This window comes from Pedococcus sp. KACC 23699 (genome assembly GCF_045348425.1).
Taxonomy (GTDB): Bacteria; Actinomycetota; Actinomycetes; order Actinomycetales; family Dermatophilaceae; genus Pedococcus.
Window position 1 is genome coordinate 656,690 of the sequence record NZ_CP157483.1, and the last position, 16,663, is coordinate 673,352.

17 protein-coding genes are annotated in these 16,663 nt (G+C 67.0%); 9 read left to right on the forward strand and 8 right to left on the reverse strand.

The window, feature by feature from the left end:
* Nucleotides 1–678: an MtrAB system response regulator MtrA gene (gene mtrA / locus ABEG17_RS03025; protein WP_406831803.1), complete on the reverse strand. Its 678-nt coding sequence runs from the start codon at nucleotides 676–678 to the stop codon at nucleotides 1–3.
* A gap of 225 nt (nucleotides 679–903) precedes the next feature.
* On the opposite strand from mtrA, the gene ABEG17_RS03030 reads away from it, so the two are divergent.
* Nucleotides 904–1,404 carry a TadE/TadG family type IV pilus assembly protein gene (locus tag ABEG17_RS03030; protein ID WP_406831804.1) on the forward strand — a complete coding sequence of 167 codons (501 nt, stop codon included), beginning with the start codon at nucleotides 904–906 and terminating at the stop codon, nucleotides 1,402–1,404.
* Nucleotides 1,392–2,651 carry a pilus assembly protein TadG-related protein gene (locus tag ABEG17_RS03035; RefSeq protein WP_406831805.1) on the forward strand — a complete coding sequence of 420 codons (1,260 nt, stop codon included), beginning with the start codon at nucleotides 1,392–1,394 and terminating at the stop codon, nucleotides 2,649–2,651. Before ABEG17_RS03030 ends, ABEG17_RS03035 begins: the two co-directional genes overlap by 13 nt.
* Nucleotides 2,652–2,894: 243 nt before the next feature.
* Here the strand turns inward: ABEG17_RS03035 and ABEG17_RS03040 are convergent, their stop codons facing one another.
* Nucleotides 2,895–4,565, reverse strand: coding sequence for a hypothetical protein (locus tag ABEG17_RS03040; RefSeq protein ID WP_406831806.1), 1,671 nt, complete (start codon nucleotides 4,563–4,565; stop codon nucleotides 2,895–2,897).
* 187 nt (nucleotides 4,566–4,752) lie between these two features.
* Between ABEG17_RS03040 and ABEG17_RS03045 the strand changes: the two genes are divergently transcribed.
* Nucleotides 4,753–5,196, forward strand: a complete 444-nt coding sequence (locus ABEG17_RS03045; RefSeq protein WP_406831807.1) for a GtrA family protein — start codon at nucleotides 4,753–4,755, stop codon at nucleotides 5,194–5,196.
* Nucleotides 5,197–5,265: 69 nt separating this feature from the next.
* Here ABEG17_RS03045 and ahcY read toward each other — a convergent pair whose 3' ends face one another.
* Nucleotides 5,266–6,699 (reverse strand): adenosylhomocysteinase, encoded by a 1,434-nt coding sequence (gene ahcY / locus ABEG17_RS03050; RefSeq protein WP_406831808.1) that lies wholly within the window; start codon nucleotides 6,697–6,699, stop codon nucleotides 5,266–5,268.
* 233 nt (nucleotides 6,700–6,932) lie between these two features.
* On the opposite strand from ahcY, the gene ABEG17_RS03055 reads away from it, so the two are divergent.
* The 3 genes from ABEG17_RS03055 to ABEG17_RS03065 all read left to right on the forward strand — a co-directional run bounded on the left by ABEG17_RS03055 (nucleotide 6,933) and on the right by ABEG17_RS03065 (nucleotide 8,488).
* Nucleotides 6,933–7,172, forward strand: a complete 240-nt coding sequence (locus tag ABEG17_RS03055) for a hypothetical protein (protein WP_406831809.1) — start codon at nucleotides 6,933–6,935, stop codon at nucleotides 7,170–7,172.
* Between the two features lie 171 nt (nucleotides 7,173–7,343).
* Complete coding sequence (locus ABEG17_RS03060) at nucleotides 7,344–8,084, forward strand: glycosyltransferase family 2 protein (protein WP_406831810.1); 741 nt, start codon at nucleotides 7,344–7,346, stop codon at nucleotides 8,082–8,084.
* On the forward strand, nucleotides 8,081–8,488 hold the full coding sequence (locus ABEG17_RS03065; protein WP_406831811.1) for a DUF2304 domain-containing protein: 408 nt from the start codon (nucleotides 8,081–8,083) through the stop codon (nucleotides 8,486–8,488). The genes ABEG17_RS03060 and ABEG17_RS03065 overlap by 4 nt, the downstream gene beginning before the upstream one ends.
* Here ABEG17_RS03065 and ABEG17_RS03070 read toward each other — a convergent pair.
* Genes ABEG17_RS03070 through gmd form a run of 3 tightly spaced genes read right to left on the reverse strand, consistent with a single transcriptional unit; the run spans nucleotide 8,485 to nucleotide 11,235 of the window.
* Nucleotides 8,485–9,441: a GDP-L-fucose synthase family protein gene (locus tag ABEG17_RS03070; RefSeq protein WP_406831812.1), complete on the reverse strand. Its 957-nt coding sequence runs from the start codon at nucleotides 9,439–9,441 to the stop codon at nucleotides 8,485–8,487. The genes ABEG17_RS03065 and ABEG17_RS03070 overlap by 4 nt on opposite strands.
* Nucleotides 9,438–10,223, reverse strand: a complete 786-nt coding sequence (locus tag ABEG17_RS03075) for a glycosyltransferase (protein WP_406831813.1) — start codon at nucleotides 10,221–10,223, stop codon at nucleotides 9,438–9,440. Before ABEG17_RS03075 ends, ABEG17_RS03070 begins: the two co-directional genes overlap by 4 nt.
* Nucleotides 10,216–11,235 carry a GDP-mannose 4,6-dehydratase gene (gmd, locus tag ABEG17_RS03080; RefSeq protein ID WP_406831814.1) on the reverse strand — a complete coding sequence of 340 codons (1,020 nt, stop codon included), beginning with the start codon at nucleotides 11,233–11,235 and terminating at the stop codon, nucleotides 10,216–10,218. Before gmd ends, ABEG17_RS03075 begins: the two co-directional genes overlap by 8 nt.
* Before the next feature lie 295 nt (nucleotides 11,236–11,530).
* Here gmd and ABEG17_RS03085 point away from each other — a divergent pair, with 295 nt between their 5' ends.
* On the forward strand, nucleotides 11,531–12,739 hold the full coding sequence (locus ABEG17_RS03085) for a hypothetical protein (protein ID WP_406831815.1): 1,209 nt from the start codon (nucleotides 11,531–11,533) through the stop codon (nucleotides 12,737–12,739).
* Here the strand turns inward: ABEG17_RS03085 and ABEG17_RS03090 are convergent.
* Nucleotides 12,706–13,605, reverse strand: a complete 900-nt coding sequence (locus ABEG17_RS03090; protein WP_406831816.1) for an FkbM family methyltransferase — start codon at nucleotides 13,603–13,605, stop codon at nucleotides 12,706–12,708. The genes ABEG17_RS03085 and ABEG17_RS03090 overlap by 34 nt on opposite strands.
* Nucleotides 13,606–13,740: 135 nt before the next feature.
* Between ABEG17_RS03090 and ABEG17_RS03095 the strand changes: the two genes are divergently transcribed.
* Nucleotides 13,741–14,472 carry an FkbM family methyltransferase gene (locus tag ABEG17_RS03095; protein ID WP_406831817.1) on the forward strand — a complete coding sequence of 244 codons (732 nt, stop codon included), beginning with the start codon at nucleotides 13,741–13,743 and terminating at the stop codon, nucleotides 14,470–14,472.
* Between the two features lie 83 nt (nucleotides 14,473–14,555).
* Here the strand turns inward: ABEG17_RS03095 and ABEG17_RS03100 are convergent, their stop codons facing one another.
* Complete coding sequence (locus ABEG17_RS03100) at nucleotides 14,556–15,494, reverse strand: cation diffusion facilitator family transporter (RefSeq protein WP_406831818.1); 939 nt, start codon at nucleotides 15,492–15,494, stop codon at nucleotides 14,556–14,558.
* Between the two features lie 126 nt (nucleotides 15,495–15,620).
* On the opposite strand from ABEG17_RS03100, the gene ABEG17_RS03105 reads away from it, so the two are divergent.
* A complete protein-coding gene (locus ABEG17_RS03105; protein ID WP_406831819.1) occupies nucleotides 15,621–16,556 on the forward strand; it encodes a DUF808 domain-containing protein in 936 nt (311 codons plus the stop codon).
* Nucleotides 16,557–16,663: the final 107 nt, after the last annotated feature.

Here is a 16,663-nt window from a genome sequence, read left to right on the forward strand (position 1 = left end):
TCAGCTCGGGCCGGCCTTGTAGCCGACTCCGCGGACGGTGACGACGATCTCGGGGTGCTCGGGGTCGTGCTCGATCTTGGAGCGGAGCCGCTGCACGTGGACGTTGACCAGCCGGGTGTCACCGGCGTGGCGGTAGCCCCAGACCTGCTCCAGGAGCACCTCGCGGGTGAACACCTGCCACGGCTTGCGGGCGAGGGCGACGAGGAGGTCGAACTCCAGCGGGGTCAGGGACAGCGGCTCGCTGCCCCGTTTCACCGAGTGGCCGGCGACGTCGATGACCAGGTCGCCGATCTCCAGGCTCTCGGGCTCGGGCTCGTCGCCGCGACGCAGCCTGGCCCGGACCCGGGCGATGAGCTCCTGCGGCTTGAAGGGCTTGACGACGTAGTCGTCGGCACCGGACTCGAGGCCGACGACGACGTCGACGGTGTCGGTGCGCGCGGTGAGCATGACGATCGGGACGCCGGACTCAGCGCGGATCCGCCGGCACACCTCCATGCCGTCCAGCCCGGGCAGCATCACGTCGAGCAGGACGAGGTCGGGCTTGCTGTCCCGGAACGCCGCGACGGCGTTCCCGCCGTCGGCGACGTGCGACACCTCCAGGCCCTCGTTGCGCAGGACGATGCCCAGCATCTCTGCCAGCGCAAGATCGTCATCGACGATGAGCACGCGACCCTTCACCTGCGTCAACCCTCTTCCAGCAGTGAGTAAAGATTCCCTGTCCGAATCATCACACACGGGCCACGTCGAGTTCTGCCGGACCGGCCGGACCGCGAAGGGCGTTCCAGCGTCGGTGGTGGTCCCACCTTCGACCGTTTGGACGATTACGTCGTCATCGGTCTGACGCGACACTGAACTGCCGGAGGAGGCATCTAGACGTTTCACACCACGATCGGGAGCAGACAAGTGACCCACAGGCGGAGAGCCCGACGCGGCGACCGTTCGGACTCCGGAGCCTCAGCCGTCGAGTTCGCGCTCGTGATGCCCGTACTGTTCCTGCTGGTCTTCGGGATCCTCGACTACGGAAGGTTCTATTTCGACTCCGTGAGCATGCGCCAGGGAGTCCGCGAAGCATCTCGGCAGGCAATCGTGCAGCAGTACGGCTCATGCACCACCGGCACAGTGGGAGCCAAGATTAGGTGCGCTGCCGTGGCGGCAACAGACACCACCATGGGCAGCACTCCCGTTGTCTATATCCCCGCCGTCTCTGGAGGATGGGCGCAAGGCAAGCAGCTTGTCGTTTGCATGCAGAGTAAGGAGCAGGGAACAGGTTTCGTTCCCCTACCCGCCGGCGGCATCCTCAAGACAAAGACGTACATGTCCATCGAGGTCGGCAATCCCGTAGTCGATCCGACGTACACGAGCGAGGCTGCACCGAGCGGAAGCGACTGGTCATGGTGTTCGTGATGAAGAATGTCCGCTCGCCGCGTGGCAGCAATGAACGTGGCGCAGTGGCTGTGATGACGGCTCTCCTGATGGTCGCCCTCATTCTCTGCGCTGCGGTCGTCGTCGACATCGGCAGCGCTAAGGCGGATCGCCGGCAGGCACAGAACGGCGCGGATGCCGCGGCGCTTGCGGCCGTGAATGCCCTATATCCGGTTTACCCGGCCGTCAAGTGCAGCGATGCGAGCAGCGCTCCGTGTTTCAACGACGCTATCGCCGCCGCTAAGAACTACGCCCTTGTCAACTTTCAGATCCCCCTGACTGGTTGGTCAGGGTGCACGGCAACGTCCATCGGTTACGTCCCCGGCGGGGGTACGTCGTGCATCTCCTTCGACGCGCCATCCGCCCCTAAAAGAGTTCAGGTGTCGCTACCTGCCACCGTAAAGCCCACCATCTTCGGTTCGATGGCTGGAGTTACTTCGATCCGAGTTGGGGCCATCGCTGCAGCCCAGACGGGACAGAACACGAAGTGCACTCTGTGCGTTCTCGGTGATCTTTCGACGAACAACACAGATTTCGCTGTTGATGGCGGCTCCATCGCCGTGAACGGCAATCTGGCCGTGAGCCCTTCTGGCAACAGTAATTGGAGCACGCTCGGGAACGCGTTTGCCGGAACCTTCAGCGGGAGCGCGACCAACATCACCCCCACGCCGAACAAGATCACCGCTTTCGCCGACCCGCTTCTCGGCACCGTCCCGACCGGAGCTCCCAGCACTCCCGTTAAGACTAACCCTTGCACGCAGGGCGCGGGAACGTACGGCTCCCTTACAATCAGTGCGAATCCCTGCACCCTCACCGAGGGCACCTACATCGTCAACGGCGACTGGAAACTCCAGAACAACACGCTCCTCACCAATTCAGGCACCGGCGTGGTGCTCTATGTGACACAGAACGGAAGTTTGGACTTTAGCAACGGTGACGTCAGCATCTCCGCCCCGACGCTGGGCACATTCAAGGGATACGCGATCATTTACGACCCGTTGAACACGAGCGCCCTGAGCATTCAGGGCAACGGCGTCGCCGACAAGATCGCCGGTATTGTCTACGCCCCAAAGGCAACCCTCACGCTGAACGGAAATTCGAGTTTCACATTCGTTGGCGGCCCTATCGTGGTGGGCGGAGTCTCTGCTGTAGGTAACACCTCCAAGATCATCATCGACAACGCCGTCGACCAACAACTCCCTCGGATCCTGGGCTACCTCTACAAGTAGTCGACAGCCACGTAAGCCTCAGCCTGACCGGGGCGCGCATCTCAACCCCCAGATCGTTCCGCCCGGGCTGGCGCAACCTCTGGCGAGTCGGACGCCACGAAGCCATTCCCATGGACCTCCCGATCGGCGAACTGGTGGCCTGGCCGTGCGCCGGCGCGTCCCGCCTCTGGAGTGCAGATCGCGAACGGCAACCAGTCCTGCCCCGTGGTGAGCAGGACCCCGCTCCACCTGACGCAATAGCGCTCAGCGAAGGACCGGCACGACCTCCAGCGCCGGCACGCACGCATAGCGCGCGCGGACCTCTGAGCCGGGACGGTTGGACAGCACCGCCGGACGCTTTGCTGCGTGGAGGAGCTCGCACTCCTCGGCGACGTCGAGGGGCGGCTGGGGGGTGCGGTAGGTGTCGGGGATGCGGTAGAAGTCGAGCAGGACGCGACCGATCGTGTCGTCCCCGACGGCACCCAGCCACACGACCTGGGCATCGCCGGCACCCGGTGAGGTGATTGCACCCAGGGTCACCGGCCCACGGGTCGAGGACCACGCGCCCACGAAGGCTCCGGCCGGGCTGATCAGTGCATAGGCGAGGAGCAGAGCCCCCGTGACGCCCCCTAGCCCCCTGGCCGCTCGAGCCAGCATCGAGTCGGCCCGCTCCCCCAGGACTGCCCAGCCGCGGACGACCACGACCGCCAGCGGCGAGAGCCCGAGGACGGCGGAGTGCCAGAGCAGCTTGCTCGGGTAGTAGTCGGACAGGGGAATTCCCACCCGCATCGCCACGGCGACAGCCGTCACGGACGGCAGGACCACGATCGCGAGTAGCGTGCGCAGGGAACCGTCCCTGGGCCGCCGGTAGGCAACCCCAGACGCGCAGGCGACCCCGGCGACAAGCAGAGCCACCGGCACCGGCGCACGCACCCCTGAGTCGGTGGCGTGCTGGATACCTATGACGGTGAAGACGGCGAGCATGGCCGGCAGCGAAACCGCTGCGCCGAGCACGGAAGCGACCGCGAGCGCAAGCCGGTCGCGTGCTTTCCCCCGGCGGACCACGGGCCACGCCAGGTACAGGTAGGCGACCCCAGCAGTGGGCAGGAGCAGCTGCCAGCTGTGCGCGCACACCACCACCCCCGCAACGGCCACGAATGCCGCGCGCAGAGCTCGGCTTTCATCGACGACCACGACCTGCTTGGCCAGGACGGCGAGGACGATGGCGCCCACATAAGAGTTCTCGAAGCCCAGCGCCTGGTAGTTCGCGAGGAAGGACGGCAGCAGCACGGCGGCGGCCGCCCCCAACCCGGCCACACTCCACTCGGTCCGGCCCGCGCCATACCGCCGAGCCACCTCCACGGCGAGCGAACCGGTGACAAGGCTGAGCAGGGCCGGCAGCAGCCAGACGGCTGTCGACATGAGGTCGACCAGGGAGCGCAGGCCCGCCCCGTCGAGCTGCGCGCCCGTGGCTGCCCAGACTGTCGCGACCAGGGTGTGCCAGCCGCGCGGGTAGGACTGCACCGCATAGTCCAGGCTGCCGGTCGCGCGCTCGTCCGCGACGAAGAGAAGGTGCCGCACGTGGTCGCCGCCGAGGAACCACTCGGCACGCTCGCCGGGCGACAGCACCCTCACGACGAGGCCGTAGCCGACGAGCACCAGCGCGGGGAGAGCAGGGAGCAGGCTCTGGACCGGATGCTCCCCAGCTCGCAGACGGTGGCTGGTGAACACGAGGGCGAACAACACCAGCGCCAGCACGATCGCGCGAGACGTTCCAGCGCTGGCCAGTGGTCGCAGCCCCGCCCAGGCCGCGATCACGCCCACGGCGGTGGCCAAGGCCGTCAGGCAGACGAAGGCCTCCGGCACAGCGCTGATCGACCGGGCCAGCCCCTCGACCCCGGACGACGTGGCGTCGTCACGGTCGCGGCTGGGCATGCCTCGGAGGGTAGACGAGCCGTAGCCGTGATCGACCGCCAACCACTCGGTGGGTCGCGTGCGAGCGCAACCTCCCCCATTCTCCTGAGCTGGCGGCGACGTTCGGGCCCTACTCCGCTTCAGCCATCTCACGGACGACCTGACCGGCCTAGCCTCGAGAGGAGTCGTCTGGCGAGAGGAGCGTGACGTGGCCGGCACTGTTGTCATCCTTGGCCCCCCGCGCGCGACGTTGCGCTCGCTGGTCGACCGGCCGCTGGTGCGGTTCCTGGGCGTCGGGGTCGGCAGCACCGGTCTTCACCTCGGGCTGTTCGCCGCGATGGTGCCGGTCCTTGCCACGAGCCAGCTCGCCAATGTCGTGGCGCTGGTGGTAGCCACCGTGGCCAACACGGCGGTCAACCGCCGATGGACCTTCGGCGTCCGCGACGCGAGCACGGCGACGCGCCACCACCTCCAAGCGCTGCTCCTCCTCGTCCTCACGTGGGCCGCGTCAGCCGGCGCCCTGTGGCTGCTGCACTCCCTCGCTACGCGGCCGCCGGTGCTGGTGCAGACCGTGGTCGTGGGCGCCTCGATGGCCGTGTCGACCGTGGTCCGCTACGTCGGCATGCGCACCTGGATCTTCGCGAGCCGCTGACGCAGGTATGCCGCCCGCTCTGGTGAGCGGGCGGCATACCGGGTGGTGCTGGTGCTGGGAGGCGGTGCCTCAGTAGCGGTAGTGCTCCGACTTGTACGGGCCGGCGACGTCGACACCGATGTAGGCGGCCTGCTCCTTGGTCAGCTCGGTGAGCTTGGCGCCGAGGGCGTCGAGGTGCAGGCGGGCCACCTTCTCGTCGAGGTGCTTGGGGAGCACGTAGACCTGCTTGTCGTACTCGTCGTTCTTCGTGAACAGCTCGATCTGGGCGATCGTCTGGTTGGCGAAGGAGTTCGACATGACGAAGCTCGGGTGGCCCGTGGCGTTGCCGAGGTTCATCAGGCGGCCCTCGGACAGGACGATGATCGAGTTGCCGTTGTCGAACGTCCACTCGTGGACCTGCGGCTTGATCTGGGTCTTCGTGATGCCGGGGACCTTGGCCAGGCCGGCCATGTCGATCTCGTTGTCGAAGTGGCCGATGTTGGACACGATCGCCTTGTTCTTCATCTGCGTCATGTGCTCGGCGGTGATGATGTTGAAGTTGCCGGTGGTGGTGACGAAGATGTCGGCGGTGTCGAGGACGTCCTCGAGGCGGGCGACCTGGTAGCCCTCCATCGCGGCCTGCAGCGCGCAGATCGGGTCGATCTCGGTGACGATGACGCGAGCGCCCTGTCCGGCCAGCGCAGCGGCGCAGCCCTTGCCCACGTCGCCGAAGCCGGCGACGACGGCGACCTTGCCGCCGATGAGGACATCCGTGGCGCGGTTGAGGCCGTCGATGACCGAGTGGCGCACGCCGTATTTGTTGTCGAACTTGGACTTGGTGACCGAGTCGTTGACGTTGATCGCCGGGAAGAGCAGGTCGCCGGAAGCGGCGAGCTCGTAGAGGCGAAGGACACCGGTGGTGGTCTCCTCGGTGACGCCCTTGATCTGCTCGGCGACCTTGGTCCACTTGGTGGGGTCGGCCTTGAGGGTCTTGCGGACGAGCTCCTTGAAGACCCCGACCTCCTCGGAGTCCTGCTCGTCGGTGGCGGGGACCGCGCCGGCGGCCTCCCAGTCACGACCCTTGTGGACGAGCATCGTGGCGTCGCCACCGTCGTCGAGGATCATGTTGGCGCCCTCGCCGCCGGGCCAGGTGAGGATCTGCTCGGTGCACTCCCAGTACTCGGTGAGCGTCTCGCCCTTCCAGGCGAAGACCGGGACACCCTGCGGGTCCTCCGGGGTGCCTTGGCCGACGACGACTGCCGCGGCCGCCTCGTCCTGGGTCGAGTAGATGTTGCAGGAGGCCCAACGGACCTCGGCACCGAGCGCGGTGAGCGTCTCGATGAGCACGGCGGTCTGCACGGTCATGTGCAGCGAGCCGGCGACGCGGGCGCCCTTGAGCGGCTGGGCCGCCCCGAACTCCTCGCGCAGGGACATCAGGCCGGGCATCTCGTGCTCGGCAAGGCGGATCTGGTGACGGCCGGCCTCGGCGAGGCTCAGGTCGGCAACCTTGTAGTCAAAGGACATGGAAGTACTCCTGAAGTTGACTTGCTTGGTTTGCGGACCCGGCGCAGCCCATCTGGGCGAACATCGAAGGAGCGGGTTATCACCCACGCCGGCAGTCGCCCAGTCTAACGGCTGACTCGCCGTCGTTCACCTTCCACCGACCACACCGGGCCTATCGATCCCTCGCGAGAGTGCGACAGCGCATGCCGTGCACTAGGAAGGAGACGCAGGTCATCCGAGTCGAGAGGCACACCATGAGCGAGCCAAGCACCCACATCCCCGGCGACGTCGCCGACGCACAGGTCGACGAGTCCGCCGAGGCTGCGCCCGCGAACGAGGCCGAGGAGAAAATCGAGCTGGACCTCGATGAGGAGAAGATCGAGGCTTGGGACGAAGTCAAGAGTGACTACCAGGTCGACCCTTACAACCAGCAAGACCGCCTGCCGGGCGCGGACGAGGACGGCGTCGACGAGGGTCGCTCCATGCAGGGCTGACCGTCACAGCACCGCCGACCGCCCGGGTTGTCCCTTTTGTCGACCGCCCGAGCACGAACTCGTCCGTTCGGCCAGAACCCGTCCACGGCTCTTCCGCCGGTCCTGATCGCCTGAGACCGTACCTACTACGCCTGCGACAGACGCGCCAGGTACGAACGATCGGGGCCTTGCATGATGGACACGGGTGCGGCTGGAGCCAAGGTCCTCGTCGTCATCCCTGCGTTCAATGAAGCCGCCGCCATCTCGGGTGTGATCGCGGCCGTCCACGAGGCGGTGCCGCACGCCGACGTCCTCGTCGTCGACGACGGATCGCGTGACAGCACGTCGGCCGTGGCGCGTGCTGCTGGCGCGATGGTGGCCACACTGCCGTTCAACCTCGGCGTCGGTGGCGCGATGCGCACTGGGTTCCGCCACGCCCAGAGGGGCGGCTACTCCGCCCTGGTCCAGGTCGACGGTGACGGCCAGCACGACCCCCGGTTCATCCCGCTGCTGCTCGCCGAGCTGCGCCACCACGACGTCGCCGTCGGAGCTCGTTTCGCCGGTGCCGGGGACTACCGCGTCTCCAGGCTTCGCCGGTTGGCCATGCGTGCCTTGGCCACCGGCATGTCAGCACTCATGTCAACGCGGTTGGACGACGCGACCTCGGGGTTCCGCGCTGCTGGACCGCGGGCCATACGCGTCTTCGCCGAGCACTACCCCGCTGAGTACCTGGGGGACACCCTCGAGACGCTGGTCATCGCCCGGAAGTCATCGCTCACCGTCACCCAGGTCCCCGTCGCCATGAACCCGCGCACGACCGGGCGCCCGAGCCACGGCGGCCTCCGCTCGACGGTGGAGCTCGCCCGCGCTGGGTGTGTCGTCGCCCTCGGCATGGTCCGACACTGGCCACTGCCAGCGGAGACCACGCCGTGAGGACCGATGCCTACTGGTTGGGCGTCGCCAGCGGCTTCGTGGTCATCGGGGTCGTCATAGAGATGGTGCGTCGCCGTTACCTGCGCGGTCGCTTCGCCGTCATCTGGATCGCCCTCGGTGTGGGCGCCGCGGTCCTGGCGCTCTTCCCGAGCCTGCTCGAGCACGCGGCGCGAGCCGCCGGAGTTGAGATCCCCCTCAACCTGCTCCTGTTCCTGGGCAGCATCGCGATGCTCATCATGATCATGCAGCTCAGCGCCGAAGCCGGCCGGCTGCGTGAGCGCACCCGCGTGCTCGCCGAGGAGGTCGCCCTTTTGCGCGCGGCTGTCGAGTCATCCGACCATGCGCGGCGCATCCCGACGAGCCGCGAGCACGGCGAACGCTCCGAGGTGACGCGCAACATCTAGCGCTGATGGTGCGGCGATCCGCCGTACGCGGCATAGGTGTCAGCCAGGCCCTGCCGGAGATCGACTCGGGCGACCCAGCCGAGCTCGGCGAGGCGTGATCCGTCGAGCAGCTTGCGTGGCGTGCCGTCAGGCTTGGACTCGTCCCACTCGACCGTGCCCTCGAAGCCACTCACCTCGGCCACGAGATCGGCCAGCTCGGCGACACTCAGGTCGGACCCCGTCCCGACGTTGATGGGTGAGGGCTCGTCGTAGGTCTGCAGCAGGTGCAGGACGGCCGACGCGAGGTCCGACACATGGAGGAACTCGCGTCGAGGAGTACCGGTGCCCCAGTTCGTCACGCTGCCCGCCCCCGTCCGAACCGCCTCCGCGAACCGCCGGATGAGAGCTGCGAGGACGTGCGACGAGTCCGGGTCGTAGTTGTCGCCCGGACCGTAGAGGTTGGTGGGCATGGCACTGATCCATCGATGGCCGTACTGACGTCGCATGGCCTGCACGTGGAGGACCCCGGCGATCTTCGCCACGGCATACGCGTCGTTGGTGGGCTCGAGCGCTCCGGTGAGCAGCGAGGACTCCTTGATCGGCTGCTCTGCGTACTTCGGGTAGATGCACGACGAACCCAGGAACAGCAGGCGTTCCACGCCGACCTCGTGCGCCGCATCGAGGACGGCGGTCTGCATCTGCAGGTTGTCTGACAGGAAGTCGACAGGACGCGTGCTGTTGGCGCCGATGCCCCCGACCCTGGCCGCCGCCATGACGACGTACCGGGGCCTCTCCTCACGGAAGAAGTCGAAGACGTCGTCGCGGCGGCGGAGGTCGAGCTCCTGGGAGGTACGCCCGATCAGGTGGGTGAACCCCTCCTCCTGGAGGTGGCGCCACACAGCACCCCCGGCCAACCCACGATGGCCCGCGACGTAGAACGGCGAGGACGGGTCGAGCGGCTGGAGGTCCGTCACCGCGTGGCACGCTTCCGCGCGCGACGCGAGAGCTGGCCGGACACGAGGTTGATAGCGACACGGACGGGCAGCTGCCAGACCGGCGCCCAAGCGCGCAGGGGCGCCGGCAGATGCTTGCGCTTGACCGCCTCGGCCTCGGCGATCGAGACGTCCCGGTTGGCCACGGTGAGCGCGTCGGGATGCCAGCGATAGGAGGCGACGGTCTGGGGGGTGCTGACGAAACGTCCGCGAGTGCGCAGTCGCAGGAACATATCGAGGTCCATGACGAAGCGCAGCGACTCGTCATACGGTCCGACCGCGCGCATGTCGTCCAACCGGGTGAGCGACGCGGGCTGCGGGATGAGGTCCGGCCCCCAGGCCAGGACCCTGGTGGCCCAGTCGCCGGCACGACTCACCGCAAAGACGCGGTTGTCGCCATCCATGTAGTTGCAGGCCCCGAAGGCCACGACCGCCGACTCACGCTCGATGAGATCAGCGAGAGCGCGCAAGCCCCCGGGGCGGAGCTCGTCGTCGTCGCCGATCCACGAGAAGTACGACTCGTTCCCAGCTGCCTTGATGCCGACGTTTACGGCAGCGGACAGTCCGCGCCTCGGGTCGTCGACGATCACCGCGCCGTGGTCCTCGGCGATTCGACGAGCCTCCGTCGCCGACTGAGGGACGACGACCACCAGGGTGACGTCGACCCCCTCTTGCGAACGGACGCTCGCCAGCGCCGCGCCGAGGGTGTCGACGCGTTCACCCAGGGTGGGAACGACCGCAAGAACCGAGCCGAGGTCAGCCACGGGCCCACGCACGGTGCACCCAGGGCGTGCCCTCGGTCTCGAGTGCCTTGATGTCGCTGTCGACCATGATGGCCGCGAGGTCGGGCGTGTGGACCTGCGGCGTCCAGCCAAGGGCCTTGGTGGCCTTGGACGGGTCGCCGATCAGGGCGTCGACCTCGGTCGGACGCAGGTAGCGGTCGTCGAAGCGGACGTACTTCTCCCAGTCCAGCCCGGCGTGTTCGAAGGAGAACCGCACGAAGTCACGGACGGAGTAGGCGCTCCCCGTCGCCACCACGTAGTCCTGTGGCTCGTCGTGCTGAAGCATCAGCCACATCGCCTCGACGAACTCAGGGGCGTAGCCCCAGTCGCGCACGGCGTCGAGGTTCCCGAGGAACACCTCGTCCTGCAGGCCCGCCTTGATCCGGGCGACGGCCCGCGTGATCTTGCGCGTCACGAATGTCTCGCCACGGCGGGGGCTCTCGTGGTTGAACAGGATCCCATTGACGGCGAAGAGCCCGTAGGCCTCGCGGTAGTTGCGCGTCACCCAGTAGCTGTAGACCTTCGCCGCACCATAGGGACTGCGGGGATAGAACGGGGTGTCCTCGTTCTGCGGCGGTGCCGATGCACCGAACATTTCCGAGCTCGACGCCTGGTAGAAGCGGCACTCGAGACCGATCATGCGGATCGCTTCGAGCAGCCGGATGGTGCCCAGCCCTGTGGTGTCGCCAGTGAACTCAGGCTCGTCGAAGCTCACGCGCACGTGGGACTGGGCTGCGAGGTGGTAGACCTCGTCAGGCCGCACCTCGTTGAGCAAGGTCACCAGCCGGGAGCCGTCGGTGATGTCTCCGTAGTGGAGGAACAGCTGCGCGCCCGACTCGTGGGGATCGACGTACAGGTGGTCGATCCGCGCGGTGTTGAAGGTGGAGGCCCTGCGGATGAGGCCATGCACCTCGTAGCCCTTCGACAACAGCAGCTCGGCGAGATAGGAGCCGTCCTGACCGGTGATGCCGGTGATCAGGGCTCGCTTGCTCACTGGCCTCCATCCCGTTGCTGAGTCGTACGCGGCATTGGTCATTCGACCAACTGACGGTTCACGCTACCAAGTTGCCGTCTTTGCGGCGGTACATCTGCCATGGTGTCCAGACGAATTCGGTCACGCGGATCCGACCCGACAAGGCGTTCACACCCGGGAGCAGCGCGCGCCGTGCGCCACACTCGCGTGGCGACTGCGCGCAGCTAGAAGGGATCAAGCCATCACAGCACCCCTGCCCTCAGGGCCCCGCGAAAGGCGACTCGCTGGTTCGCTCGGCCTGGGCTCAGTCGTCGTCGTGGTGGTCGGCCTGTCGGGGTGGGCGACCCTCGTGGTGGTCGCACGGACGACGGGACCCGCCTCCTATGCCTACTTCTCGGTCATCTGGGGCTTGTACTTCTCCACGATCGGCCTCATGTCCGGCCTGCAGCACGAGGCGGGAAACGTCGTTCCCGTGGCCGAGGCGCCGTCACGCAGGAAGATGCCGTTGGTCGTCAGTGCCCTTGCCGGTGTCGGCGCCGCTGTCGCAGTGCTGGCCATGGCCACGGCCGGTCTCTGGACCCCGCCCATCTTCGACAGGTCCGACCTCGGCGTCGCAGTGATCTTGGCGGTCGGGGTGGTCATCTACTGCGTCTACGCAGCCATACTCGGTGGATTGGCGCAGGCCGGGGAATGGCGCTCCTACGCGTGGTTGGCGGCGACGGACGCGTCGACCCGGCTCGCCCTCGTAGCTGGTGGTTCCCTGTTGGGCTGGGGCGCCCACGGTCTTGCCGGAGCGCTGGTCCTGGCACCGGCATCGTGGCTGCTGTACCTGGCCGCCCCAGCCGTCCGCGCGTCCGCACGCAGCCGGCTTTTGGTGAGCCTCTCGGGCTTCCTGCACAGGATGTGGCTGACCATGGCGACGACCGGAGCCAACGCCCTTCTGACCGTCGGCTTTCCCGTCATGGTCAGCGCCTCGTCGGCCCGTCCCCTGGATGCGCACGACGGTGTCGCACTGGCCGCGATTGCGCTGACGCGAGCCCCGTTGCTGGTCCCCCTGGGAATCTTTCAGACGCTGATCATCGGGTCGCTCAGCCGACAGCCCGGGCTGTTGCGGTCCGTGTTGGTGAAGGGGACTTTCATTCTCTTGGCGGTGACCATCGCCTTCGGTGCACTCACGTTGGCCGTGGGACCGCCCCTCTTCGAGGCTGTCCTCGGGGACACGTTCCGGCTGCCCGCCTGGACGCTCACCTTCCTCGTGGTCTCCTCCTTGCCCACCGCCGTTCTCGTCGTGACCGGTTCCTGCCTCATCGCGCTGAAGAGGCAAGCGTCCTCAGCCGCCGGCTGGCTCCTCGCGGTCATCGTGACGTTCTGCGCACTCAGGATCGACGTCGACCTGGCGAGCCGAGCCCCCGTGGCGATCACGCTGGGCGCGGCCGCCGGGATTGCCGCACACGTGCTCGCTCTCAGCAAGGCGAGGACCAACATCAAGTCTCAGCTCGAAACGGCCAGCAGGTTTGTCGAGTAACCCCAAGGAACCCGTGCGCAGTGCTCCATGACATCGGGGATTGCAGCGCCGTTCTCCGCCTCGAAGCGATAGCCCAGGTCAAGGAGGAATTGCAGCACCGCCCTCCAGTCCTCGCCCACCTCAATCAGCGCTGACGGGGTGATCTCGAAGAGGAGGTTCGGCATCCAGCGTCGGAGACTCTTGCTCGCGCCTCGGAGGACCTGAGCTTCCATCCCATCGACGTCCAGCTTGATGAAGTCCAGACGCGTCAACGACTGCTCATCAACCAAGGTGTCGAGCGAGAGGATCCTGACCTCTTCGGGCACGTCGTCACGACGGCCGTCGAGGCGATAGCTGGCCCGGAACACCGCGCTGATCGTCGTGGGCGAGGGGGCATCACCCAGGGCCACGTGAATGGGCCGGATGTTGCGAAAGGCGTTGAGGCTCATGTTCACGTCCAGGCGCCGCATCGCCCAGGACGATGGGTCAACGGCCAGGACCACACCATGATCGCCAACCTCGCGGGCCATTCCGAAGGTGTGGTAGCCGATGTTGGAGCCGATGTCGATTGCTACGTTGCCTGCAGCCACCAGCCGACGTATGGCGCCCTCCGCGCCGCTTTCGAACCGGCCGGAGAAGTACAACGAGGAGTCGATGACCTCGTTGAGGTCAAGCGCATACGTGACACCGTTGACGGTCCTGATGACCGGCGACTTCCTCATCCTCATCACGGGCGCCATCCCAGCGGCGAACGTCTGGCCGACGCGGGGGTAGAACGGTGATCTCCGGTAGGCACGCATCGCCACGCCCACCGCACTCCTGGAGACTCCTCCGAGCCAGACGACCGAGTGCCGAGCGGCACTGCGGCGCGCTTCCTTCGTCTTCACGAGAACTCCCTAGAGCCTTTGTCGCGGCGTCAAGACGTCCGCTACAGATGGATGAGACGACCGGGCCCAAGGCCCATGCGAGGACGCGTTCAGGTGACCCGCTCGGACGGCTCGACGGTGACTATGGTGTGCAGCATGCCCTCCTTGCACGTCTTTCTGAAGCGGACTGCCCAGAAGTTCGGTGTGGATCTGCTCCGTTTTCCCCAAGGCGATCCGCAGTTCCGACTGGCGAGCTTGTTGGGTCGTCACCACGTCGACGTCGTGCTAGATGTCGGGGCGAACGAGGGACAGTTCGCGTCTGGAATCCGAGGTCACGGCTTCAGGGGACGAATGGTGTCCTTCGAACCGTTGCCGGGGCCGTTCCGCCGCCTGGAAGCGGTCGCCTCGAAGGACCCGTCATGGACGACGGTGCAATGCGCTCTGGGTCCTTCGGAGGCCGTTGTCCAGATGAACGTCGCAGCGAACCAAGGGGCAAGCAGCTCGATGCTGCCGATGACCAGCCGGCTCGAGCAAGCAGCACCCTTCGCGCGCTACACGGGCACTGAGGACGTTGCGCAGCGGCGACTGGATGACGTCGTCGCCGAGGGGCTTGTCGGTCCGAATGACCGCACCTTCCTCAAGCTCGACGTCCAGGGGTACGAACGCCAAGTGCTCGACGGGGGGCAGCAGCTGCTGGGGGCGCCCAACCTCGTCGGTGCCCAGTTCGAGCTGTCCTTCGTGCCCACTTATACCGGCGACATGCCATGGCGAGATGTGTTCAGCTGGGCGGAGGACCACGACATGGTGCCCATGTCGATCGACCCCGGATTCACCGAGAAGTCCGGACAGATGCTCCAGGCAGACGTCGTGTTCTTCAAGGAGTCCTGACGGACTGAGGTCCTACCCTGCGTGCGAGGCCACAACGCCGCCACCACGTCGTCGAGCGAGACACCGCGGTAATCCGGCTCTGGCTAGGCGTTGGTCCGGGTGTCGATATCGGGCTCGAGGTAGATCACGAGGGTGAGGTTCGGCTCAGTTGCCCGTACGGCGGCCTCGGCGCGGTTGATGGCATCGGCGATGGCGGCTGCGTCCGAGCCGGGTGAGACCGCGATCTTCGCGGCCACCAGCAGCTCCTCCGGCCCGAGGTGCAGCGTCTTGGCGTGGATGACCCGCTCGATCCCGTCGGGCGACGCGAGCGCCTCCTCGATCCGCTTCCTCGCCCTCGGTGTCGCCGACTCCCCGATGAGCAGCGACTTCATCTCGATCGCCAGGACGATGGCCACCGTGACGAGCAAAAGGCCGATCGCCCCGGTGCCGAGGGCGTCCCAGATCCCGCTGCCGGTGGCGAGGGTCAACGAGACACCGATGAGAGCGAAGACCAGGCCGATGAGGGCGGCGAAGTCCTCAAGCAGGACCACGGGGAGCTCGGGCGCCTTGGCTGACCGGATGAACTGGGGCCAGGTGCGCGAACCCCTTGAGCGGTTGCTCTCGCGGACCGCCGTGCGGAACGAGTAGCCCTCCATGACGATGGCCGAGACGAGGACCGCGATGGGCAGCCACTGCCAGCTGGTGATGGCCCCACCGTGCAGCTGGCTCTCGTGGTACTTGTGGTAGGCCTCGTACAGGGCGAACAGGCCGCCGAGGCTGAAGAGCACGATGCTGACGACGAAGCCATAGACGTAGCGCTCCCGGCCGAACCCGAAGGGGTGCTCGGGAGTCGCCTTTTGCTTGGACTTCTTCCCTCCGAGGAGGAGCAGGCCCTGGTTGCCGGAGTCGGCGAGGGAGTGCACGGACTCCGCCAGCATCGAGCTCGACCCCGAGAGCAGGAAGGCGACGAACTTCGTGACGGCGATCCCGATGTTGGCGCCTAGCGCCGCCAGGATCGCCGTGGTCCCACCCTCTGCTGACATGACGGTCAGCGTATCCGTGGTTCAGGCGTCCTGCTCCGGCGCCGCGACCGCGTGCTCATCTACGCTGTGCGACGTGCCACCCACCTCAGCGCCCCTGACCGCAACCACCCTCGAGAGCGGACGCTGATGGCGGGGGGACTGTTCGCACTGCTCGACGACGTGGCGGTGCTGGCCAAGGCCGCCGCAGCCTCGATCGACGACGTCGGAGCCGCTGCCGGCCGGGCGAGCGCCAAGGCAGCCGGCGTCATCGTCGACGACACCGCCGTTACGCCCCGCTACGTCGAGGGCATCGATCCGAAGCGTGAGCTGCCGATCATCCGCAAGATCGCCGTCGGCTCCTTGCGCAACAAGCTGCTGTTCATCCTGCCCGCGGCCCTTCTGCTCAGCCAGTTCCTCCCCTGGGCGCTGACGCCACTGCTGATGCTCGGCGGCACCTACCTCTGCTTCGAGGGAGTCGAGAAGATCTGGGAGCGCATCGCCCACGGCGGCGAGGATGCGGCTCACGGCGACGACGCGGAGAAGACCGCCGATGAGAAGCAGATCACCAGCAGCGCCATCCGCACCGACTTCATCCTCTCCGGCGAGATCATGGTGATCTCCCTCAACGAGGTGAAGTCCGAGCCCCTCCTCAGCCGCGCGGTCATCCTGATCGTCGTCGCCCTGGCTATCACCGTGCTCGTGTACGGCGTCGTTGCGCTCATCGTCAAGATGGACGACGTGGGCCTCCACCTGTCCAAGACGGGCTCAGGGTTCGGTCGCTCGTTCGGCAACGGCCTGCTCCGCGCCATGCCGCCACTGCTGTCGACCCTCTCGGTCGTCGGGGTCGCGGCGATGATCTGGGTGGGCGGCCACATCCTCCTGGTCGGCCTCGACGAGCTCGGGCTGCACGCGCCATACGAGCTCGTGCACCACGCCGAGGAGGCGGTGCACGATGCCACGGGCGCCCTGGGTAGCGTCCTCGGCTGGCTCACGAACACCGTTGGCTCGGCGATCCTCGGCCTCATCGTGGGCGCTGTCGTCGTGGCGGTCGTGCAGGTGCTCCACCGGCGCAAGGGCTACTGACCGCTCGTCTCCCCGGAGAAGCTGTCACCCTCTCTCGGGCGCTCGTCCCCTGGCTGGTCCCTTCGGACTTTTCTGTGTCGTCCGTCCCTTCCGCCACACCAGAACCG

What these genes read in the sequence shown, in the direction of transcription:
- ABEG17_RS03035 (WP_406831805.1), top strand. Translation starts at nt 1,392, where the DNA reads ATGGTGTTCGTGATGAAGAATGTCCGCTCGCCGCGTGGCAGCAATGAA.
- ABEG17_RS03040 (WP_406831806.1), bottom strand. Translation starts at nt 4,565, where the DNA reads ATGCCCAGCCGCGACCGTGACGACGCCACGTCGTCCGGGGTCGAGGGG.
- ahcY (WP_406831808.1), bottom strand. Translation starts at nt 6,699, where the DNA reads ATGTCCTTTGACTACAAGGTTGCCGACCTGAGCCTCGCCGAGGCCGGC.
- ABEG17_RS03055 (WP_406831809.1), top strand. Translation starts at nt 6,933, where the DNA reads ATGAGCGAGCCAAGCACCCACATCCCCGGCGACGTCGCCGACGCACAG.
- ABEG17_RS03060 (WP_406831810.1), top strand. Translation starts at nt 7,344, where the DNA reads ATGATGGACACGGGTGCGGCTGGAGCCAAGGTCCTCGTCGTCATCCCT.
- ABEG17_RS03095 (WP_406831817.1), top strand. Translation starts at nt 13,741, where the DNA reads ATGCCCTCCTTGCACGTCTTTCTGAAGCGGACTGCCCAGAAGTTCGGT.
- ABEG17_RS03100 (WP_406831818.1), bottom strand. Translation starts at nt 15,494, where the DNA reads ATGTCAGCAGAGGGTGGGACCACGGCGATCCTGGCGGCGCTAGGCGCC.
- ABEG17_RS03105 (WP_406831819.1), top strand. Translation starts at nt 15,621, where the DNA reads ATGGCGGGGGGACTGTTCGCACTGCTCGACGACGTGGCGGTGCTGGCC.